This window comes from Brachybacterium sp. GPGPB12 (assembly GCF_038396325.1).
In the GTDB taxonomy this organism is placed as follows: Bacteria; Actinomycetota; Actinomycetes; order Actinomycetales; family Dermabacteraceae; genus Brachybacterium; species Brachybacterium conglomeratum.
Map to the genome: position 1 here is coordinate 77014 of NZ_CP149573.1, position 20620 is coordinate 97633.

Sequence of the window (20620 nt, forward strand, 5' to 3'; positions counted from 1 at the left end):
CGTGATCGACCTGGCCGCCTATGAGCAGGCCGCGAAGAACAGGAACACCCTGACATGACCACCACACCCACTACCGCGACCGTCTATCAGCGACTCAAGGGCCACCTGGACGAGCTGAAGCTCGCCGACGCCGCCGAAGCCCTCCCCGGCATCCTGGACCAAGCCCAGGCCGAAGACTGGACCCTCACCCACGCCCTGGAGCAGCTACTGGCGATCGAGGTGAGCGCCACCGAGAAACGTCGCCTCGCGGGCCGGTTCCGGTTCGCGAACCTGCCCACCGGAGCGACGCTGAGCAACTTCGACCACGACGCCGCCTCCGGCATCGACCCCAACCTCCTCGCAGAGATCGGGACCTGCCGGTTCCTGGAGAACGCGACGAACGTCTTCGCTCATCGGCCCGCCCGGCGTGGGTAAAACCCACATCGCCACCGGCCTCGGCCACGCCGCGGTCAATGCTGGCTATCGGGTCTACTTCACCTCCGCCGCTGACCTCGCCGCCCGCCGCCACCGCGCCGCGATCGAGGGCAAATGGTCCACGATGATGCGGTTCTTCGCCGGCCCCACCCTGCTGATCATCGACGAGCTCGGCTATCTGCCACTGCCGGCCGAAGCGGCATCAGCACTGTTCCAAGTCATCAACCAGCGCTACCTGAAGACCTCGATCGTGATCACCACGAACAGGCCCGTGGGGGCCTGGGGAGAGATCCTCGGCGACACCACCGTCGCCGCCGCGATGCTCGATCGGCTTCTCCACCGCTCCGTCGTGGTGACCCTCGACGGCGCCTCCTACAGGCTCCGTCACCACGCCACCGCCGCCGAAGAAATCCGCCGCGCCACCACCGGCACCAACCTCCGCTAACCTAACCCCGCGACCCTGGGGAACTTCACCGAGCAACTCTGGGGAAAATCGATGAGCGCCATCACAGGCCGACGAGTGGGCCGAAGGACCCCGCTATCTCGGCCTCGACGTTCTCACTCGCTGCCGCCTCACTCTCGTCCCTGACACCAGCACCGAGGAGGTCACCACTAACCCCCTGCCCGCACTGACCGCCTGCCCTCTCAGCAAAGGATCGCTACACCACTTCCAGGGACTTGACCCGGCGGGTCCATAGTTGCACGGAGTTGGACGCGCTCGTCCGCGCTGAGGACACCAGGTGTGCGCTGGTCGGCACCGCCACCTTCATCAGGGCAAGAGCCCATTGGCGCGCCTTCGCTGGATCGAACGCCGCACCGCGATCGCCGGAGGCGTCTTCGCTGCATGCTTCCCGTTGCGTTGCCCGCGCCATGAACAGCCGCGATGGAGGCGCTGGACTTCCGCGTCTTCACCACCCGCAGAACCACGAGCGACGTACAGCCCGTCGTCGAAGGGGACTGCACGTCGCTCAGCGCTGTTGGGGTCAGCGGAAGGTGATGAAGGTGGGGTTGCCCCAGATCGTGCGCTCGGTGACGGCGCCGGGGGATCGACCCGCATCGACGACCTTGTCGCCGCCTGCGTAGATTCCCATGTGGCCGGGCCACACGACGATGTCGCCTGGCTGGGCCTCGGACTTGGAGATCTGGGTCGCCGCGGCGACCTGCTGGCCGGAGGTGCGGGGGAGGTCGATGCCGACCTGCTTGTAGGCGTACTGGGTCAGGCCGGAGCAGTCGAAGCTCACGCCCGGCTTGCTCGAGCCCCAGGAGTAGGAGGCGCCGATCTGGGTGCGCGCGGCGTCGACGATCGCCTCACCACTGCTGGAGGACGAGGATGCGCCCTGGGTCGGGACGGAGGTGCCTGCGCCGCCGACGGACGCGCCGCCATTGAGTGAGCCGCGGGTTTCGGGGCCTACGACGCCGTCGACCTGGAGGCCGTTGTCTCGCTGGTAGTCCTTCACCGCGCCGTGGGTGAGCTTCCCGAACTTGCCGTCCACAGCAAGCGAGGCGCCCTCCTTGTTCAGCGCGGACTGGAGCTTCTCGACCGAAGATCCCTGGGAGCCCCAGCGGAGCTTCTTCGAGGAATGGAGCGCCTTGGCCGGGGTCGGGGCGGCGGGCGCAGCGACCGGCGAGGCCACGGCGGGGGTGGACGCGGGGACAGCAGGGGTCGCCTGGGCGGTGCCGCCAGCGAAGGCGGAGCCGAGCGACGACGGTGCCGAGGACGGCCGCGCCTCCGGTGCCACGCAGGGCGCGTCCGCTGTGGCGGAGGGGGTGATTGCGCGGCCAGGCGCGCGGTGGGAATTGCTCGTGGCCATGAATGTTCTCCGTGATGATCCCCGAAGTGTTCGGGGAGATTCGGGCATTGGGTCGCGGCAACGCAAAAGCAGTGCAAGTATCGGGAAGAAACTCTCGTACCTCGTAACCGGTAAGACCAACATACCGACGGGCGCGGGCTTGGGGAACACTCGAGGGAGACCTTGGCTGATGACTTCACCAGTTCTTGAACCGAGGACGCATCGGCCCGAGTCTCCATACGTTCTCTTTACTTGAGTCCGGCGTCTCGGTGGTGTGTGTGTCACGTCGGTCGTCCGACGCCCGGGCTCTGTACTGCGAAACGTTCTCGGCAGGTGGCGCCAAAGGCTCCGCGGGGTTCACACGGCTGGCTGGAACGTGGCGATGGAGCCTTGCAGGTGATCCATCCAGGTGGCCCACGTCCCGGTGAGAAGAAGGAGTCCGATGGTGATCAACAGCGCGCCGGAGAGAATCCCGAGGAGTCGTCGGTGTCGCGAAAGGGCCCTGCTCACGCCCATCGCCTTGTCGAGAAGGAGGGCGCTGATCACGAAGGGGATGCCTAGGCCAAGGGAGTACGCGAGAGCTAGGACGGCACCGCGTGTCGCTCCGGAGCCCTCTGCTCCTGAGTCGAGGGAGAGGGCGATGATCGCGGCGTACGTGGGGCCGATGCACGGGGTCCAGCTGAGCCCGAAGACGAACCCGAGCAGCGGGGCGCCCAGGAGGCCTGCGTCGGGCCGTCTCTTCGTGACCCGGATGTTCCCTGAAAACCGAGGCAGGGCACCCATGAAAATGATTCCCATGAAGATGACGATGAGGCCGGCGATGCGGTTGATCCATTCGGCGTGAGCTTGAAGCAGGTATCCCATCGCCCCGGCGAATCCGCCGAGAGCCATGAAAACTACTGTGAATCCCGCAACAAATAGAGCAGCGCCTCCCAGCATTCGTCCAGTTCCCGCTCGGTAAGCCTCACCTCGAGCGGTTTTCCGGCCAGTACCTGGATCCTTGCGGGGTGATGCAGATATCCCCGTGTTCTGGCCCGCGAGCCCGGAGACGTAGCCGAGGTAGCCGGGCACGATTGGCGACGACGCACGGTGAGAGGAACGCGATCAGTCCCGCGATCGCCGCCACCGCGACTGCCAGCATGAGAGAGCCCGACAGGGCGATCGACTGGAAGGTCTCAGCGAGTCCGCCCCCGCTCACTCGGCGACCTCTTCGAGAACGCCGTCGAGCATCGCACGCAGGATCGAGGGATCGATCGCTCCGGAGATCCGGCCAGCGACCCGCCCATCGTGATCGAGGACGAGGGTCGTGGGGACGGCATTGGGTGCGACATGTCCACGAAGCTGGTACAGGATCTCGGACTGCTGATCGGGGATTGAGGGGTAGGTGATGCCGTAGTTCTCCTCGAAGGCCTGGGCGGGCCCCGCCTCGTCGCGGAGGTTGATGCCGATGAATACGACGCCCTGGTCGGTGTACTCCTCATGGATGGCTTGGAGGTCAGGTGCCTCGACCCGGCACGGTGGGCAGGAGGCATACCATACGTTCACCACGAGCACGTTGCCGAGGTGCTCGATCGAGTCGAACTCGTCGCCGTCGTAGGTGGTCCCGGAGAACTCCACTGGCTCCGTACGGTCGGCGGGAGCGATCTCTGTGGTGACACCGTTGCCGGAGACGTATCCGGAGTTCTCGGAGTCGTAGCGGTCGCTGGTGTCCTCGCTGCTGCAGGCCGTGGCCAGGCCGATGGGCGCAGCGAGCCCTGTGGCATGGAGCAGCCGCCGCCGAGAGCGGGAGCGCATGGACGTACTCCTTCCGGTCGAGGGGGACGGACAGATGAGTGGGGAGGGGTCAGAGCACCGTGGACCAGTAGTCCCAGAATCTCATTGCGATGAGAGACAAGATCACGAGGTACCAGGCCACGAGCACCGGGAGCCGGAACTCGATCAGTAGCGAAACGGTTCGACGCGTGACGGGTGCGGCCCCGCGGGTCCAGCGGCGCAGGTGGTGGAGGGTGGTGAACCAGAACAGGGGGATCGTCACCGCCCACACGACCATGCAGTAGGGGCATAGCGCCCCGATCTCGTACAGGCTCTGGCCGATCAGCCAATGCACGAACAGCATCGCGAACGTGACACCGACCTGAATGACCACGCTCATCCAGCGCGCCATGCGGGCACCAGCCAGGAAAGCTGTGCCTAGGGCCAAGACGGCGGAGAATCCGGCGATGCCGAGGATCGGATTGGGAATGCCGAAGGCCGAGGCCTGAGGGGTGGACATCACTGATCCGCAGGACAGGACCGGGTTGAGGTCGCAGGAGGGGACGTAGGCGGGGTCCTCGATCAGCGCGATCTTCTCGACCAGCGGCGACGACGGCCATCACCAGGCCTATTCCCCCGGTGATCGTGAACAACAGGCCGAGACCGAGGCGCGGCCGAGTTTCTGCATCGGTCACGATGTCCCCCCGTGACGCCTCTCCGGCGCCAGACGCGGTCGACACCGCCTCAGCCCTCGAGAGCGGTATCGAGAGGGTTCGTGAGGTCCTCGACACGGGTGGGCTCCAGCGGCTTCCCGTCGACGAAGAACGTGGGGGTGCCGGTCACGCCGAGAGCCTCGGCGTCCGCGGCGCTCTGTTCAATGCGCTGGGTCGTGGCGGGGTCGTCGTAGACCTGCTCGAACCGCTCCATGTCCAGCCCGATCTCCTCCGCGTAGGAGAAGAAGAGTTCACGCTGGGACGTCTCCTGGTGTCCCCACTCGGTAGCATTGTCGAACAGGGCCTTGTACATCGCCTCGAACTCGCCCTGCTCCTTCGCAGACCTCCGCGGCCTGGGCGACCTCGACAGAGTTTCCATGCAGTGGCAGGTACCGCACCACAAAGGTGACACGGTCTCCATACTCGGCGCGGAGCTCCTCGACGGTGGGGTACAGGGAAAGGCATGCTTCGCACTCGAAATCGAGGTACTCCACGAAGACGACGTCGCTGCTTCCCTCCGAGAGTCGGGGGCTGTCCTCTCGAACGAGCTGAGAGGTCGGTGCATCCGACGCGTCTTCATCCGCTGTCGTGTCGCGCCCGGTGTCGGGGACGATGAGGAATCCCGCGAGCATCAGCGCCGCGACGGCAAGCAGTCCGATGGTCAGTTTTGTCTTCGCGGCGCATTCGGCGGCCTCTCGGGTGGGGGGCGTCTCGCGGTTATCCTGCCCGGCGCGGCTGGGTGTCCCCTGCGAGTGCACTCCCTCGGCCCGCGCGGCGCGCATGCCGTTCGCGATGACGACCACCTCGGCCACCTCGTGCACAAGCACCACGGCAGCGAGTCCCAGCACTCCGAAGAGGGCCAGCGGGAACAGCACCACGATGATCGCCAGCGCGAGGCCGATGTTCCCCGTCATGATGCGACGTCCCCGACGAGCATGGGCCAAGGTCGCGGGGAGCTGGCGCAGGTCCGTGCCGGTGAACGCGACGTCGGCCGACTCCACCGCAGCGGCCGTCCCGGTCACTCCCATGGCGATGCCGACGCTTGCTGAAGCGAGCGCGGGAGCATCGTTGATGCCGTCGCCGATCATCGCGGTTGGGCTCTGTGCGGTCAGATGGCGGATATGGGAGGCCTTATCGGTGGGCGGCTGCTCTGCGTGGACCTCGTCGATCCCGGCTTCTGCGGCGATCGCCCGGGCCGTCAGCTCATTGTCGCCGGTGAGCATCACGGTGCGGATCCCCTGGGCGTGCAGGGCGGCAACGGCCTCGGCCGCATCAGCGCGCAACTCGTCGCGGATCCCGATCGCGCCGATCACCTGGGAGTCCTCCTCGACCATGACCACGCTCATGCCCTGGGAGGCCATGTCTCGAGTCTGGTCCCCGAGAGCACCTGGGGTGATCCAGCGAGGACTTCCCGCGCGCACCACGCCTCCCCGGATCGTGCCGGTGATGCCGTGACCGGGAATCTCCTGGACGTCGTCGGCCTGCACCGACGAACCGGAAGCGGCAGTGAGGATTGCGGTGGCCAGCGGGTGGGTGCTGACGGACTCAAGTGCCGCGGCGATTGCGAGAACATCAAGATCGCTGTGCCCCTCGGTGACGGCGACATCCACTACGCACGGCTGGTTGCGGGTGAGGGTGCCTGTCTTGTCCAGGGCCACGGTGCGGATCGTGCCGAGTCGCTCGAAAGCGGCGCCGGACTTGATGACCACACCGAGCTTGCTGGCAGAGCCGATCGAGGAAATGACGGTCACCGGGACGGCGATCGCGAGAGCGCAGGGAGAAGCGGCCACCAGCACCACCAGAGCGCGTTCGACCCAGGTCATCGGATCACCTGTGACGACGCCGACGAGGGCGACGAGCACGGCGACCACGAGCACCGTGGGAACCAGGGGCCGAGCGATGCGGTCGGCGAGGCGTGCCCGCTCGCCCTTGGCGGCGTGGGCCTGGTCGACCAGGCGCACGATCTGGGTGAGGGAGTTGTCGCGTCCGTCTGCCGTGGCCCGTAGCGAGATCGAGCCGGAGCCGTTCACGGAGCCGGCATGAACTTCATCCCCGGGCCCCACCTCGACGGGGATGGATTCCCCAGTGATCGCCGAGGTGTCCACCCATGAGCGACCGGTCTCGACAACGCCGTCAGTGGCCACGCGATCGCCGGCACCCAGCAGGAGCACATCCCCGGCGCTGACCTCTGCGGCGGGAACGGTCCGAGGCCCGTCGGGCCGCCGGACCCGGGCGGTCTCCGGCATCAGGGCGAGCAACGCGCGGAGACCCTGCTTCGCACGGTCCATCGAACGGTCCTCGAGCGCCTCGGCCAGGGAGAACAGGAACGCGAGAGCCGCCGCCTCACCGACGTGACCGAGCAAGACAGCCCCGCTTGCAGCGATCGTCATCAGCAGACCCACACCAAGCCGGCCCCGGCCGCGACCCTGCACAAGGCGCCGCAACGTGCCGGGCACGAACGTCCAGGCCCCGGCAAGGAGGGCCAGGACATGCACGACCAGGGCCGCCAGCTCGAAGTTCGCCCAGTCGATTAGCAGACCGGCGACCCACAGGACCCCGGCAGTAACGGGAAGCAGAAGGGAGCGGTCGCGCCACCAAGGCGTCGAACGCTCTACCTCAAGCGGCTCGCCGATTGGTGCCGGGGCAGTGCTCCCACAGCACGCATCCCCGTCCTCCGCTGGTTGCGACGCCGTTGCGGGGCCGCAGCAGGGTTCCCCATCGGGGGCCGGAGGTGGTGAGAAAGCAAGCGGAGTCCGGGTAGTAGCGGCGGGACGGGCGGGGCCGCAAGACTCATCGCTCATCTGGCGATCTCCTCAGCGGCGGGGATAGGGGAGTTGCAGCACAGAGGGACGTCACAGTCCGAGTCGGTGCAAGGGGCGCCGTCGTCGACGGCGAGCACGGTCTCGACCAGCGCGGAAAGCGCCCGGGAGAGGTGCCCATCGGCGATCTCGTAGCGGGTGCGCCGACCCTCAGGTGTCGCCACCACGATCCCGCATCCACGCAGGCAGGAGAGGTGATTGGAGACGTTCGTGCGGCTCAGCGACAGCTCATCGGCGAGGGTCGCTGGATAGCTCGGACGATCGAGAAGAAAGAGCAGGATGCGCGATCTCGTGGGGTCGGCCATGGCGCGGCCAAGCCGATTCATCACATCGAGCTGCGTAGCTATAGTCAGCATGCGGTGACCATACAGTGTGCAGTGACCAGTCAGCAAGCGATGACCAGTAGTGGCGACCTCTCTCCCCGCCGCCGCAGTTCTCATGTAGATGGCCGTGTTGCTGCGGCCCTCTAGCTTGGCCGGGCGATTCTCAGGATGAGCACGGTACACCGCGGCGGGTTACTCGCATGAATGATCGGATCTGGTGGAGTGGTCTAGTGCCCTTCCTTACCTTCGTGTCGGCCGGAGTGAGGTGACGTTCTGGAGTCGGAGGCTGTTGTGGACCACGAAGACGGAGGAGAGGGACATTGCAGCGGCAGCGATCAGGGGGTTCAGCAGACCGGCGGCGGCGATCGGGATGGCCGCGATGTTGTAGGCGAAGGCCCAGATCAGGTTGGTGCGGATGGTGCGGTGGGTGGCGCGGGCGAGGGTGATGGCGTCGGCGATCGAGTAGAGATCATCCCGGACGAGGATGATGTCGGCCGACTTCAGGGCGACGTCGGTGCCGGTGACGATCCCGAGCCCGAGGTCGGCGGCCGCGAGGGCGGGAGCGTCGTTGATGCCGTCGCCGACCATGGCGACCCGGTGCCCCTCGTCCTGGAGTCGCTCGATCACGGCGACCTTCTCCGTGGGGAGGACGCCGGCACGGACTTCCGGGATCCCGAGAGAGTCGGCGACCCGCTCGGCGGGCGCCGGAGTGTCTCCCGTCAGCAGTACAGTTCGCAGCCCGAGCTCGTGCGCCGCGGCGACGGCCTCCGCGGCGTCCTCCTTCATCACGTCGGAGAGCGTGATCACCCCGATCGCCTCCGTGCCCCGTGCGACCAGCGCGGTGGAGTGCCCTGCCCTTTCGGCATCTGCGACGGTCTGCGCCAGCGCTTCGCCGACGTGGGCGCCGAGCTCGCGCAGGAAGGCCCGGTCGCCGACAGCGATGCTCTCCCCGTCGATCGTGGCGCTAATCCCGTGGCCGGGGGAAACGATGTGATCGGTAGCTGTCGGGATGTCGGCGACCATGGTCGCGGCGCGGGTGCGGAGTGCTTCGGCGACGGCATGTTCGGAAGCCGCTTCGACGCCGGCGACCAGGCGCATGAGTCGCTCTGCGGTGACCCCGTCTGCATGGATGCTGACGACGCGCGGGGCGCCGAGCGTGAGGGTTCCGGTCTTGTCCAGGACGACGGTGGTGACCTTGCCGCTGGCTTCCAGCGCGTCCTGTCCCTTGACCAGGACCCCAAGCGGCGCGCCGCGCCCGACGCCGACCATGAGCGCGGTAGGGGTGGCGAGGCCGAGGGCGCAGGGACAGGCGATGATCAGCACGCTGATCCCGTTGGTCACCGCAGTGGACACGTCAGCGCCGGCGAGGAGCCAGGCGAGTGCGACGAGCACGGTGAGGATGAGGACGACGGGGACGAACACGCGCACCACCGCGTCGACGAGGTGCTGGACCTGGGCCTTGCGGATCTGCGCTTGCTCTGCGATCGCGGCCATCTGCGCGAGCTGTGTGTGGGCACCCACTCGAGTCGCCTCGAGGGCGAGGATCCCGTCCGTGGAGACGGAGCCGCCGATGACCTCGTCGCCCGGACCGACCGTGCGGTGGAGGGATTCTCCGGTCATGGCGCCCGTGTCGAGGGAGGCGGTGCCCTCGATGACCCGGCCGTCGGCGGCGATCGTCTCGCCGGGGCGTACGAGCACGATGTCGCCGGTGCGGAGCTCCTCGACCGGCACCATCGTCTCGACCCCGTCTCGTCGGCGGCGGGCCTCTCGTGCCCCGAGGGCGGACAGCGCGCTGAGCACGTCGCCGGCGCGGCGCCGGCGCGCGGGTCTCGAAGTAGCGGCCTGCGAGCTGGAAGGTCGTCAGTCCCGCGGCGACGTCGAGGTACAGGGCGTTGGCGCCGTCGGGGACCTCTCCGATGCCGAGCCACACGCCGTCGCTGGGCTCGATCCCGGCGATCATCGCGACGAGGGCCCAGCCGAACGAGGTGACGATGCCGAGGGAGACCAGGGTGTCCATGCTGACGGAGCGGTTCTGCAGGTTCCGCCAGGCGGCCCGGTGGAAGGGCCAGGCCGCCCACGTGACCACGGGGACCGCGAGGAGGACGCACAGCGGCTCCCAGCCGGGGAACCGCCACTGCTCCACGAGTGCGAGGGCGATGGTGAGGTCCATCAGCGGAACGGTGAGCAAAGCTGCGGTGATGAGCCTGCGCCGCAGGGTCACGATGCGATTCTCGTTGGCGCGGCGCGACCACTCGTCGTCCTGGTCGTCGTGCTCGGCCGCGTCGTAGCCGGCGCCGCGGATGACCTCGACCGCCTGAGCCGGGGAGGCGATGCCCGTGACGACGGCGCGCTCGGTGGCGTAGTTGACGGTGGCGCTGACGCCGTCGAGCTTGTTGAGCTTCCGCTCGATGCGGTTCGCGCACGCCGCGCAGGTCATCCCGGAGATGTCGAAGGTGTACCGCTCCTCCAGGGAGAGGGCTGGCGGGGCGGCCAGGGCGGTGGGGGTGTGGTTCATCGTGTGCGCTCCCTGTCCGAGAGTTTCTTGAGCATGTCGTTGTAGGCGTCGAACTCGGTGTCCAGGCCGCGGTCGAGGTGCCGATCCCGTCGGCGGGCCTCCTTGTCGTCCTGACGCGCCCATTGGATGCACAGTGCGACGATTGCGATGATCAGAGGGATCTCCCCGCCTGCCCAGGCCACCGCGCCTGCTGTCTGCTGGGAGCGCTCGAGGTCCGCCCAGGGCAGAGCCAGAGATCGGTAGTAGTTCTCTGCGAACAACGAAGGGGCCGAGATGATCGCGACGCCGAAGAAGGCGTGGAAGGGCATCGCAGCGAAGGTGTAGCCGAGCTTCCCGATGTGCGGCAGGGGCCGCGGGGGACGGTCCACGCCGATGATCAGGCTGTAGTACGCGTACCCCGTGGCCAGGAAGTGGAGGTTCATCAGCTGGTGTGCCCAGTGAACACTCATCATCGTCTCGAACAGGGGGTAAAGTACAGGCCGTAGTAGGAGCCGATGAAGATAATGAACACGAACGCCGGGTGGTACAGGACGCGCAGCAGTCGCCAGTGCAGGATCTGCGTCACCCAGGAGTGCACGCCCGCCCGCCGTCGATCCACGCGCGCGGTACGCAGGACCAGAGTGATCACCCCGCCCTGGACCAGGAGGATCGGAGCGAGCATGGACAGGCTCATATGCACCACCATGTGCACGCCGAAGTCCGGGGCGGAGTACTTCCCGAACCCGGAGCTCGTGGCCGCGAGGACGACCAGCCAGCCGCCGCACCACAACAGCACGCGGCTGATCGGCCAGCTCGTGCCGCGCCGGCGCAGGGCGATCACCATCGCGAGATAGAACGCGATACCGGCGACCGCGAGGACGGCGAACAGCAGGTTGAGCCGCCACGTGCTCATCAGCGTCCCGAGGGTTGGCGCATCCGGGACTTCGAACCCCATGAACACCTGCGGGATGCTCGTGGGCACGAAGTACTGCGGCGGCGGAATGCGAGTCATCGCCGCACCGATCGCCACCCACATGATGATCAGCAGGGCCGGGACCGCCATCCTGTGCACGCTCCGGCGCCGCATGACCACGAGCGCCACTATGAGCGCGACCAGCGGCGCCAAACGCACTAGAGCGAGGACACCGGTCACTGAGCCCCAAGGGGTGGTGCCGGCGAGCTTGAACCACGTCACCACCAGCTCCGTCACAAGCACGACAGCCGCCCCCACCAAGCCCATGCGGGAAACGCGTCCCACTAACAGGGGCGACCGTCCACCCTCGTCATGACGGATGACCTGCAATGCCGCAGTGACGAGGATCGGGCCCAGCAACACCCCACCCGCGATGACCTGAAGTGCACCAGCATCTCCACCGATGTCGTGGTCCGGGCCGACGAGGATCTGCCCCACCACCACCGGCGCCAATGCGCCGACGATTCCCGCCCACAGACCCGGCAAAGCAGCGTTGTCCAGCGTGTACCCCAGTAGGAGCACAGCCACAGGACCAGGGCCCCGACCAGTGTGACGGTCCATGCCCGGGGCATGTAGCCGAACATGTAGAGCGGCCCAAACGATCCCGGCTCCAAGAGACGGCCCATCCCGAGGCCGTTGGACTCGGGCGCCGAGACGATCACGTTCGCCGCCGCCAGTACGACCCACGCGCCCGAAGCCCAGGTAAGGAGGGTCAGGTCGGGGCCGAACCGCACACTGCTTGCCGAGCGGATAGAGCGCGGATGCAGAAACAGCACCGCGACGACGGCGCCCAGGGAGACCAGTGCTGCGAGATCGGCCGCGCCACGCAGACCTGCAGCTACCACGGCTGTCCCGAGCCCGGGGAACTCCCGGTGTATGTCCTCATAGACGGCCGGGCCGCTGAGCAGGTTCGCTGCCACCGCGGGTAGCGCCGCTAGGAGGAGCGAGCCCACCGCCAGGAGTACTACTCTCTGCTTCACCTCACCGAATCTACAAGATGTCGAGTACGCGAGACGAGATGGCCGCTCATGCTGTTGCTGACGTCTCCCGCACGCATCTCAACAGCGCTTTCGCTGCAGTCTCTGCCCCGGAAGGGAAGCCACCAGTACCCTCCCCTGCGGCAGAGGGTAAGTCCTGTGGAGCGCTCGAACGCGAGCGGCACGAACTTCCAGCTCGCGGGAGGGGGCGAGGTGATGGAGTGCGACGAGGGCGTCGTGCAGATGGGCGGGGCCGACCTTCTCGGCAGCGACATCGTCGGCCGCCAGCTCGGTGAGCGGCATGATCCGTGAAGCAAGCTCTCGTCGCAGCCGGGACCTCTTGGGCAGGCACGCTACGTGCCACGCTCCGACCCCCCTCACCAGCGCGTGAAGCTGATCGAGATGTCTTCGCTTCGTGGGCGAGAACCGCGGACAGGTAGGAGGGCGGAAGCGCGTGCCGAACGGCGCGCGAGACGAAGATCGACGGCGTCGCGCCCGGGACGGCCACCGCGACATAGCGAGAATCCTCGATCTCGACCACGGCAACAGCGCCGACCTGCCAGGAGTCCGTTCGGCGGCGCGAGAGCATTTCCGCGACGCTCGGCCGCTCGTCATCATCCTTGCCGGGATCGACCCTGCCCAGGTGGGCGAGCGATCCCACGATCCCTAGCCCCTCGAGACCGGCCCAGGCGATGAACGTGAGAGCAAGCCCCTCGGCCGCGGCGCTCGCGGAGCTCGCCGACAGGGAGAGCGCGGCCGCCAGGAGAATGGACGCGATCGCGATGACCAGCCCAACAACACCAACCGAGGCCCACACCATCAGCGCCCGCCGGGGATGGCGGATCTGCCACCTCCCACGGGATACGAGGTACGCGGAGAGCGGGCATGCAATCAGGCCAGCCAGCAACGGCCCGACCACGGTCCAGACCATCAGCGACCTCGGCGAGACCGCCGTGACGTGATCGCATCCATCACCAGATCAAGGTCGGACTCAGAGAGGTTGTCGGTGAACGCCATCAGCGCATCCTCACGATCGTGAGCGTCATCGAGGACCTCAACCATGTCCGCGGCATGCGCCTGCGCACTGCTCACGACCGCTTCGAAGGTCACGCGCCGAGGTGACCGGGCTCGGCGAGAAACCATCCCCTTCGCCTCGAGCCGGGAGAGCACTGTCAGAACCGTGGTCTGCGCTGGCGCGGGATCCTCAAAAGATGCCTGGATCGCTCTCGCGCTAAGGGAGCCGGTGGAAGTCCATAAAGCTCGCATCACCAGTGCCTCCAGTGCGCCGGAGGATCGAGACCTCACTCCCGCCATCTCGTCACCACTCCCTCCCCGTGTAACGCCTCAGTCCGAGTACCGTACCGCGCACGGGTGTCGCCGTACATCTCTAATTCTACTTCCTGTAGAGTCCAGTGCTGTGATCGAGTCTCCCTGGTCATTCGTGCTGACCGCCATCTTCCTCGCAACGGCCGTGTTCTGCGCAGTTCACCTCGCACAGAGCCGCGGCGCTTCCGCCGCAGTGATCACTGGGTCAGTGCATTCCTCCCATCATGGGCCGGTGGCGACGGCGGTGCACGTCAACCATCTCGTGATGAGCCTGGCGATCTTGCTGATGGTGTGGCGGCCGGTCGGCACGGCCGGGACCTGGATCCAGGTCGCCCTCTTCGCGCTCTTCACCGTCGTGATCTTGCTCGGCCTCCCCACTGTCCACGGGGTGAGTGAGCGCGTGGGGGTGGTTAACCACGTGGTGCTCAACTCCGTGATGATCTGGATCTTGCTGGCGATGCCCCTGCTGATGGGCCACGCCATGGGCGGCTCCGCCGATGCGCACGCCGGACACCACGGCGGCGGGACCGGGGACGAGATGGCGATGGAGATGGCGCCGGCCCCTGCCTGGGCGGAGGCAGTCAACTGGGGGGCCGTCGTGCTCAGCGCCGTGATCACCACGTGGTGGCTCGTGCGCTTGCTCCGCGATCCGGGGCACCGCGCCCACTCGGCCTGCCACCTCCTGATGGCCGCAGGAATGGCGCTCATGCTCGCCCTCATGTGAACCCGGCCCACGCCACCTCTCCGTCACAGCGAAAGGCTCGACCCGATGGCCACCCAAGCCTCGCCCCGCCCCACCGGTGGCAACACCTCTCGCCCGCGCCGACTGCGCGATGAGCCGCGAGAGCTCACGCTCCGCCTGCACTTCTACGTGGGGCTGTTCATTGCGCCGTTCCTCCTGGTCGCCGCGGCGACCGGGATCCTGTACGCGCTGACCCCGCAGATCGAACAGGTCGTCTACGACAAGGAACTCCACGCCAGTGCCCCGGCCGGGCGGCGCGGAGCGAGGTCACAGACGGCACGATCACGCAGATCCGTCCGCCCAAGGATGCCGAGTCCACCACGCGCGTCACGTTCGATTCCCCCTCGGCTCGCGAGGATCGCCAGCTCACCGCGTTCGTCGACCCCTATACCGGGGAGGTGACCGGCGTGCTGAACACCTTCGGGGAGTGGTCGCCGCTGCGGACCTGGTTCGACGATCTCCACCGCAATCTCCACCTCGGGGACGCCGGCCGCTGGTACAGCGAAGTCGCGGCCAGCTGGCTGTGGGTCCTCGCCCTCAGCGGACTCACCCTCTGGGTCACACGTAAAGTCCGCACTCGCTCTGCACGCGCCTACCTCCTGCCCCAGCGTAAGGGACCGCAGCGCCAACGCTCCATAAGCCTCCACGCCACCATCGGCGTCTGGGCCGCTATCGGAACGTTCTTCCTCTCCGCCACCGGACTGACCTGGTCCCAATTCGCGGGCGGCAACGTCAGCGCACTGCGCCAGAGCCTGAGCTGGTCAACGCCCTACCTCTCCTCCGAGGCGGCAACCACCACCCCGATCGCAGAAACCGAAGTGCCTGCCACCGCGCAGAGCGTGCTCGAGGCGGCCCGCCAAGAGGGCCTGACCGACCCGGTAGCGATCACCCCCAGCACCGACGGAGGAGCGTGGCTCGTCTCCCAGGTGCAGCGATCATGGCCCCTGAAGCAGGACTCCATGGCGATCGACCCCACCTCCGAAGCTGTCGTCGGGAGCGTGCGCTTCGCCGACTGGCCCGTTGCCGGGAAGCTCGCCGAAGCTGGGATTTCCTTCCACATGGGCATCCTTTTCGGCTGGCCCAACCAGCTCCTGCTCATCGCCATCGCCGGTGCGGTAATCGCGCTCATCGTGATCGGGTACCGCATGTGGTGGCGACGCCGCCCCAAGCCGCCACGCACAGGCCTCCCTCGCCCTCTCGGTCGTCGCGTCGACACCGCGGCGGCCTACGGCATCCTCATCGCGATCGCTGCGGTCGTCGGCCCCGCCCTCCCCCTCCTCGGAGTCACGCTCCTCGCCTTCATCGCGCTCGACCTCACCCGAAGGATCGTCCCGGGAATGGACAGCGCGAGAAAGAATGAGTCCGCATGAGCTCGCTCCCGGCGCGTTAGGACGTAGTCCGCACGCCCCATCCGCAGTCTGAGGGGATCTCACAGTGAATCGGCCCAGGTCTGGTGCCGCCGCTGTTTGAGTCCGGAAGGATGGACAGGCACCCGTGGAAGATCGATCCCCAGTCGCGCGCGAGGTGCGTTCGGCTCGTCAGGGAGCACCTCCAGGAGTACCGGGACTGATGCGCGATCAGGTGTCAGCTGGGGTTAGGCCGCCAGTCTGACGGTCGGGTTCATGATGGTCTCGTACTCGATAGGGGTCAATCGGCTCAGGCGGGCCTGTCGGCGACGACGGTGGTAGGTCCGCTCGATCCAGGTGATGATCGCGATCCGCAGTTCCTCTCTGGTCCTCCAGCGCTTTCGATCCAAGACGTTCTTCTGGAGCAGTGCGAAGAAGGATTCCATGGGTGTGTCCCTTAGCCTCGATCTTTCACGGTGCTCGCTGAGCGGCAGTGTCGGGCGTCGTGGCCGATGTCCGTAGCTGATTCTGGCATCGGGGTGTGACGGTCCGCCGCGTGTCGGTCGCGGTGGTCGGGCGTCCAGTGCCAGAGGTCCTCCGGGAGGGTGGTCAGTGACGAGTCGCGGGGTCTATCCAGCGGGGGCGCGCAAGTCAGCGAGGCGGGCGTGGCCGGCCTGGACGATCCCGGCCCAGATCGACCGGTCCGAGAGGTGCAGGACCCGCTGACGGGCATGACGTGCGATAGCCGCGGGGATCTGGAACAGGCGGTGGCGCAAACGCTTGGGCTCCCACCGCCGAGCGGGCTGGTCGGCGTAGCCGAGCGGCCCCATCCAGGCAGTGATCTCGCTGGCCAGAGCCACGATCTGGCACCAGATCCGGTTCTGCGCGAAGGACGTCAGGGGCAGGTTCCGCAGGCCCATATCCTTCGCGACGCGGATCCTGTCCTCGCAGCGGGCACGGCGGCGGTGCCGGACTTCGAGGTCCGCCAGCTGACCTTGCGTGGTGTTGGTCGCGAACGCCGTGAGCCGGTATCCATCGACGTCATCGAACCGTAGCTGAGCACCGGGATGCGGGCGCTCGCGACGGACAATCACTCGCATCCCCTCCGGCCAGTCCTCATCAAGATCGAGCGGCCTGGTCAGTTCAGCGACGTCCGCTCCCTCCCGCACCTCGCCATCAGAGTTGTAGGCGGGTTCCCAGACGTGCTTGGGGATCAGGCCGAACAGCTCCGGCGTGTTCGCGGGCAAGGTGAACCCGACCGAGTACGAGACCCGCCGCTTCACCAGCTCCTGGAGCGTCTTCTTCGTCCCGCCGGCCCCATCGATCCGGACCAGCACCTTCCGCCCCGGCCGGGATCCCATCCCCACCTGCGTCAGTGCATCGGCGATCACGCTCTTATGGTCCGCTGCGGTGTTCGAGCCAGCATTCCCGGGACGCAGGAGGCAGGTCAGCATCTCCCCGGACCCGTCGGTGCCATGGTCGACGAACGCGAGCAACGGATGGAATCCGAAGCCCTTCTTGAACGTTGGCCGCGCGAATTCCTTCTCGCTGTGAGACGTCACCAGCGATGCGTCCAGGTCTATGACCAGGGGATTCTTTGCCGTCGCGCCAGCGCCAGGCGCATGATCGCCGGGTCAAGTCCCTGGAAGTGGTGTAGCGATCCTTCGCTGATTGGTCAGGCGGTGAGGGCGGGCAGGGCGTCGGTGGCGACCTCCTCGGGGCTGGTGTCGGGGACGATGCTGAGGCGGCGGCGGGCGAGGACGTCGAGGCCGAGGTAGCGGCGTCCTTCGGCCCACTCGTCGGTCTGTTCGGCCAGGACCGCGCCGACGAGGCGGACGATCGCTTCGCGGGTCGGGAAGATCCCCACGGAGTCGGTGCGGCGGCGGATCTCCTTGTTCAGCCGTTCGGTGGGGTTGTTCGACCAGATCTGGACCCACACGTCTTTCGGGAACGCCGTGAACGCGAGGAGATCGGCGCGGGCCGCGTCGAGGTGGTCGGCCACGGCCGGGAGCTTCTCGCTGACGTAGTCCAGCGGCCGCTCGAACTGGCCGTTCACCGCTGCTGCGTCGGGCTGGTCATAGACGCTGTGCAGCATCGCTTTCACCGCCGGCCACATGCTCTTCGGCGTCACGGCCATGAGGTTCGCGGCGTAGTGGGTGCGGCACCGCTGCCAGGCCGCGCCAGGCAGGTGCGCAGCGATCGCCTCGACTAGGCCGGCGTGCGCGTCGCTGGTGACCAGGCGGACTCCGGCGAGGCCGCGAGCGACGAGGTCAGCGAAGAAGCTGTTCCAGGCCGCTCCGGTCTCGCTGGTCGCGACCCTCATTCCCAGGACCTCGCGGTGCCCGTCTCCGTTGACGCCGGTGGCGAGCAGGACGACGGCGTTGGTCACGCGCCCGCCCTCACGCACTTTCATGGTCAGGGCGTCGGCGGAGACGAACGTGAACGGCCCGGCCTCGTCCAGGGGGCGGTGGCGGAACTGCTCGACGTGCTCGTCCAACGACTCCGCCATCCTGCTGACCTGCGACTTCGAGAGCGAGTTGATGCCGAGAGTCTTCACGAGCTTGTCCATGCGGCGGGTGGAGACGCCGGCGAGGTAGCAGTCTGCAACGACCGTGATCAGCGCGGACTCGGCGCGTTTGCGCCGCTCGAGCGACCAGTCGGGGAAGTAGGTGCCGGTGCGGAGCTTGGGGACTGCGACGTCGATCGTGCCAACTCGGGTGTCGAGGTCGCGGTGGCGGTAGCCGTTGCGGCCGCGCGACCCGGCCGCCGCTGGGGCGGCCGTACTCCGCGCCGGCAACGGCATCAGCGTCCGCGGAGAGCAGGGTATTGATCACGTCCTGGAGCAGGTCGCGCATCAGATCCGGGGACGCCTCGGCCAGGGCTTCACCAAGCAGGCCGGAAGGGTCGACAATATGGGGTGCGGTCATCGTGATGACTCCGTTCGAGAGTGCTGTGGAAGGTTCACTCGAAGGATCACACGGTGGCCGCGCCCACGTCCGAGACGATCACGGGGCCACCGCGCTACACCACTATGCGGGACTCAACTGATCGCCGGCCAGGGCCCAAGCGTTCTTACGGGCTCTGCGACGGGCGCCGCTGATGGCCTGTTCGACCTTGTCGACGTCACCGGCCAGGGTCGTGAGCGACCTGGAGATTGTCGGATCCGAGGCCACGGGTCCATACACATCCGGCTCCGCTCGGAGCGTCGCGACGTCGGCCAGGCAGTCTCCACAGACCGCGAGCATGAGCGCGAGATCCGTGAGGATCTTCCCCGGATCATGACGCGAGAACTGCTTCCGCCACGGCGCCAGCGCCCTCGACAGCTCGGCAACCAGACCCGTCGCGCGGACGGTCTCGGTCAGCAACATACCGCCGGCCTGACCGACCGCGGACACCGGCGCGACGTCAACATGAGGACGTGGATACAACCCGGTAGTATTCATCCTGAAGGTGCTCCTTGAACTGCGACGAACTGGACTCTAGACAAGCCCTATTCTTCCAGCTCAGGAGCACCTTCACCCATCCCGACCCGCCCCTCGGACACCTCAACGATGAAAGCCCGAGGTTAGCGTGGTGGCAATCCCGGGGTGGCGTGGAGTCGCTGGTAGGCGATGAAGGGTCATCGCGGGACCTCCCAAATCGACCAAGAAATAGGGACCCGCGATGACCCACCACCAGTCTGCACTCTCGACCCTCGTCAGTGAACTGCTCCAGGACCCCGACCTCGCTCATGAGGAGCTGTTCCGCCGGCTTCTCCAGGCCGGACTCCAGGACCTCATCGATGCCGAAGCGTCCGTCAAGATCGGTGCGGAGCGTTACGAACGTTCCCCGTCCCGCTCGACCCGTCGCAATTGCACCAGGGCAAAGCGCCTGGCTACCCCGGCGGGAGAGCTGGATCTGGCGATCCCGAAGCTAAGGGCCGGCTCGTTTTATCCCGCGCTGCTGCATCCTCGTCGCCGGGTCGACAAAGCGCTCTGGGCGGTGATCTGCACGGCCTGGATCGACGGCGTCTCCACCAGGAAGGTCGAGGACCTCGTGCGGGCGCTGGGCAACGAGTCCGGGATCAGCAAGTCCCAGGTCTCGAGGATCTGCGGCGAGATCGACGAGGTCGTCGCGGAGTTCCTCCACCGCCGCCTGGACCACACTTGGTTCCCCTACTTGTTCCTGGACGCGACCTATCTCGACATCCGCCAGGGCGGCCGGGTCGTCTCCCAAGCCGTCGTCGTCGCCACGGGCGTGGCCGCGACCGGTCACCGAGAAGTGCTCGGGATGGCGATCGGTGACGCGGAGACCACCGGCTTCTGGACCGAGTTCCTCCGCAGCCTGCGCGAACGCGGGTTGAGGGTCTCCACCCCCGCCGCACCGGAAGGCGTCTCGCTGGTGACCAGTGACGCGCACGCGGGGCTGAAGCATGCGATCAAGGCAGTGCTTCCGGGAGCGTCATGGCGCGGCCGCCGGGTCCACTTCGCACGCAACATCACCCAGGCGCTCGGCTCGGCGCGCTCCAAGCCCGTCAACGCCCTGGTCTCCACGATCTTCGCCCAGACCAGCCCGGAAACGGTCCGCGAGGCCTATCAGCAGGTCACGGCCTCGCTCGAGGCCTCCTTCCCGAAGATCGCGGCCATGCTCAAGGACGCCGAGGCAGACCTGACCGCATTCGCGGCGTTCCCCATCGAGCACTGGCGAAAGATCTGGTCGAACAACCCCATCGAGCGGGTGAACAGGGAGATCAAGCGCCGAGCAGACGTCGTCCAGATCTTCCCGAACCGGGACTCTGCGACCAGACTCGTCGGCGCAGTCCTCCAGGACCAGCACGAGGAATGGCAATACGGCGAACGCCGCTACATCAGCGACATCTCCCTACGCCGACTCGCCGACATGCTCACCAACGACACCCCCGAGACCACCAGCCGGCTCCTCATGACCGCCTGACCCAAAAGCCACCACACAA

At 67.2% G+C, this 20620-nt stretch carries 15 protein-coding genes and 9 pseudogenes; 8 read left to right on the forward strand and 16 right to left on the reverse strand.

Going from position 1 to position 20620, the window contains the following annotated elements; all coding sequences use genetic code 11:
• Positions 1–54: 54 nt before the first annotated feature.
• From WKH84_RS00410 to WKH84_RS00420, 3 genes and pseudogenes are all read left to right on the forward strand, one after another.
• Entirely contained in the window at positions 55–414 is a 360-nt protein-coding gene (locus WKH84_RS00410; protein WP_341855280.1) for an ATP-binding protein, read from the forward strand.
• Entirely contained in the window at positions 407–859 is a 453-nt protein-coding gene (locus WKH84_RS00415) for an ATP-binding protein (RefSeq protein WP_341855281.1), read from the forward strand. The genes WKH84_RS00410 and WKH84_RS00415 overlap by 8 nt, the downstream gene beginning before the upstream one ends.
• 64 nt (positions 860–923) lie before the next feature.
• Positions 924–1052: pseudogene (locus tag WKH84_RS00420) on the forward strand (IS256 family transposase); the annotation flags it as partial.
• A 345-nt stretch (positions 1053–1397) separates the two neighbouring features.
• Here the strand turns inward: WKH84_RS00420 and WKH84_RS00425 are convergent.
• The 11 genes and pseudogenes from WKH84_RS00425 to WKH84_RS00475 all read right to left on the reverse strand — a co-directional run bounded on the left by WKH84_RS00425 (position 1398) and on the right by WKH84_RS00475 (position 11800).
• Complete coding sequence (locus tag WKH84_RS00425; protein WP_341855282.1) at positions 1398–2225, reverse strand: NlpC/P60 family protein; 828 nt, start codon at positions 2223–2225, stop codon at positions 1398–1400.
• Positions 2226–2561: 336 nt separating this feature from the next.
• Positions 2562–3345: pseudogene (locus WKH84_RS00430) on the reverse strand (cytochrome c biogenesis protein CcdA).
• A 53-nt stretch (positions 3346–3398) separates the two neighbouring features.
• Positions 3399–3998: a TlpA disulfide reductase family protein gene (locus WKH84_RS00435; protein ID WP_341855283.1), complete on the reverse strand. Its 600-nt coding sequence runs from the start codon at positions 3996–3998 to the stop codon at positions 3399–3401.
• Positions 3999–4047: 49 nt separating this feature from the next.
• On the reverse strand, positions 4048–4560 hold the full coding sequence (locus WKH84_RS00440; protein ID WP_341856721.1) for a vitamin K epoxide reductase family protein: 513 nt from the start codon (positions 4558–4560) through the stop codon (positions 4048–4050).
• Positions 4561–4700: 140 nt separating this feature from the next.
• Positions 4701–4982, reverse strand: a complete 282-nt coding sequence (locus WKH84_RS00445) for a DsbA family protein (RefSeq protein WP_341855284.1) — start codon at positions 4980–4982, stop codon at positions 4701–4703.
• Positions 4983–5436: 454 nt separating this feature from the next.
• Positions 5437–7470, reverse strand: a pseudogene (locus tag WKH84_RS00450) (cation-translocating P-type ATPase); the annotation flags it as partial.
• Positions 7467–7844: a metalloregulator ArsR/SmtB family transcription factor gene (locus tag WKH84_RS00455; RefSeq protein ID WP_341855285.1), complete on the reverse strand. Its 378-nt coding sequence runs from the start codon at positions 7842–7844 to the stop codon at positions 7467–7469. The gene WKH84_RS00455 and the pseudogene WKH84_RS00450, both read right to left, overlap by 4 nt.
• Positions 7845–8051: 207 nt before the next feature.
• Positions 8052–9611, reverse strand: a complete 1560-nt coding sequence (locus tag WKH84_RS00460) for a heavy metal translocating P-type ATPase (protein WP_341855286.1) — start codon at positions 9609–9611, stop codon at positions 8052–8054.
• Between the two features lie 541 nt (positions 9612–10152).
• Positions 10153–10326: pseudogene (locus tag WKH84_RS00465) on the reverse strand (heavy metal-associated domain-containing protein); the annotation flags it as partial.
• A complete protein-coding gene (locus WKH84_RS00470; protein WP_341855287.1) occupies positions 10323–10778 on the reverse strand; it encodes a cytochrome c oxidase assembly protein in 456 nt (151 codons plus the stop codon). The gene WKH84_RS00470 and the pseudogene WKH84_RS00465, both read right to left, overlap by 4 nt.
• Positions 10775–11800 carry a cytochrome c oxidase assembly protein gene (locus WKH84_RS00475; protein ID WP_341855288.1) on the reverse strand — a complete coding sequence of 342 codons (1026 nt, stop codon included), beginning with the start codon at positions 11798–11800 and terminating at the stop codon, positions 10775–10777. The genes WKH84_RS00470 and WKH84_RS00475 overlap by 4 nt, the downstream gene beginning before the upstream one ends.
• A 614-nt stretch (positions 11801–12414) precedes the next feature.
• On the opposite strand from WKH84_RS00475, the gene WKH84_RS00480 reads away from it, so the two are divergent.
• Together WKH84_RS00480 and WKH84_RS00485 are read left to right on the forward strand one after the other, a co-directional pair.
• On the forward strand, positions 12415–12567 hold the full coding sequence (locus tag WKH84_RS00480) for a hypothetical protein (RefSeq protein WP_341855289.1): 153 nt from the start codon (positions 12415–12417) through the stop codon (positions 12565–12567).
• A 380-nt stretch (positions 12568–12947) separates the two neighbouring features.
• Positions 12948–13217 carry a hypothetical protein gene (locus tag WKH84_RS00485; RefSeq protein WP_341855290.1) on the forward strand — a complete coding sequence of 90 codons (270 nt, stop codon included), beginning with the start codon at positions 12948–12950 and terminating at the stop codon, positions 13215–13217.
• Here WKH84_RS00485 and WKH84_RS00490 read toward each other — a convergent pair.
• Positions 13186–13569, reverse strand: a complete 384-nt coding sequence (locus tag WKH84_RS00490) for a BlaI/MecI/CopY family transcriptional regulator (protein WP_029361023.1) — start codon at positions 13567–13569, stop codon at positions 13186–13188. The two genes, WKH84_RS00485 and WKH84_RS00490, sit on opposite strands and share 32 nt — an antisense overlap.
• A 103-nt stretch (positions 13570–13672) precedes the next feature.
• On the opposite strand from WKH84_RS00490, the gene WKH84_RS00495 reads away from it, so the two are divergent.
• Both WKH84_RS00495 and WKH84_RS00500 read left to right on the forward strand, forming a co-directional pair.
• Positions 13673–14305, forward strand: coding sequence for a DUF5134 domain-containing protein (locus tag WKH84_RS00495; protein WP_341855291.1), 633 nt, complete (start codon positions 13673–13675; stop codon positions 14303–14305).
• Between the two features lie 45 nt (positions 14306–14350).
• Positions 14351–15693, forward strand: a pseudogene (locus tag WKH84_RS00500) (PepSY-associated TM helix domain-containing protein).
• 224 nt (positions 15694–15917) lie between these two features.
• Here WKH84_RS00500 and WKH84_RS00505 read toward each other — a convergent pair.
• The 4 pseudogenes from WKH84_RS00505 to WKH84_RS00520 form a co-directional block, all read right to left on the reverse strand.
• Positions 15918–16115: pseudogene (locus tag WKH84_RS00505) on the reverse strand (IS3 family transposase); the annotation flags it as partial.
• A 183-nt stretch (positions 16116–16298) separates the two neighbouring features.
• Positions 16299–17273: pseudogene (locus WKH84_RS00510) on the reverse strand (IS1380 family transposase); the annotation flags it as partial.
• Between the two features lie 71 nt (positions 17274–17344).
• Positions 17345–18596, reverse strand: a pseudogene (locus WKH84_RS00515) (IS256 family transposase).
• Positions 18597–18719: 123 nt separating this feature from the next.
• Positions 18720–19112: pseudogene (locus WKH84_RS00520) on the reverse strand (transposase); the annotation flags it as partial.
• 220 nt (positions 19113–19332) lie between these two features.
• Here WKH84_RS00520 and WKH84_RS00525 point away from each other — a divergent pair.
• Positions 19333–20601, forward strand: coding sequence for an IS256 family transposase (locus WKH84_RS00525; protein ID WP_341855292.1), 1269 nt, complete (start codon positions 19333–19335; stop codon positions 20599–20601).
• Positions 20602–20620 lie beyond the last annotated feature (19 nt).

Bases quoted from the DNA above. Each gene is read 5' to 3' on its own strand.
- WKH84_RS00525 (WP_341855292.1), top strand. From the start codon at position 19,333: ATGACCCACCACCAGTCTGCACTCTCGACCCTCGTCAGTGAACTGCTC.
- WKH84_RS00425 (WP_341855282.1), bottom strand. From the start codon at position 2,225: ATGGCCACGAGCAATTCCCACCGCGCGCCTGGCCGCGCAATCACCCCC.
- WKH84_RS00470 (WP_341855287.1), bottom strand. From the start codon at position 10,778: ATGATGAGTGTTCACTGGGCACACCAGCTGATGAACCTCCACTTCCTG.
- WKH84_RS00455 (WP_341855285.1), bottom strand. From the start codon at position 7,844: ATGCTGACTATAGCTACGCAGCTCGATGTGATGAATCGGCTTGGCCGC.
- WKH84_RS00410 (WP_341855280.1), top strand. From the start codon at position 55: ATGACCACCACACCCACTACCGCGACCGTCTATCAGCGACTCAAGGGC.
- WKH84_RS00485 (WP_341855290.1), top strand. From the start codon at position 12,948: ATGAACGTGAGAGCAAGCCCCTCGGCCGCGGCGCTCGCGGAGCTCGCC.
- WKH84_RS00445 (WP_341855284.1), bottom strand. From the start codon at position 4,982: ATGTACAAGGCCCTGTTCGACAATGCTACCGAGTGGGGACACCAGGAG.
- WKH84_RS00435 (WP_341855283.1), bottom strand. From the start codon at position 3,998: ATGCGCTCCCGCTCTCGGCGGCGGCTGCTCCATGCCACAGGGCTCGCT.
- WKH84_RS00490 (WP_029361023.1), bottom strand. From the start codon at position 13,569: ATGGCGGGAGTGAGGTCTCGATCCTCCGGCGCACTGGAGGCACTGGTG.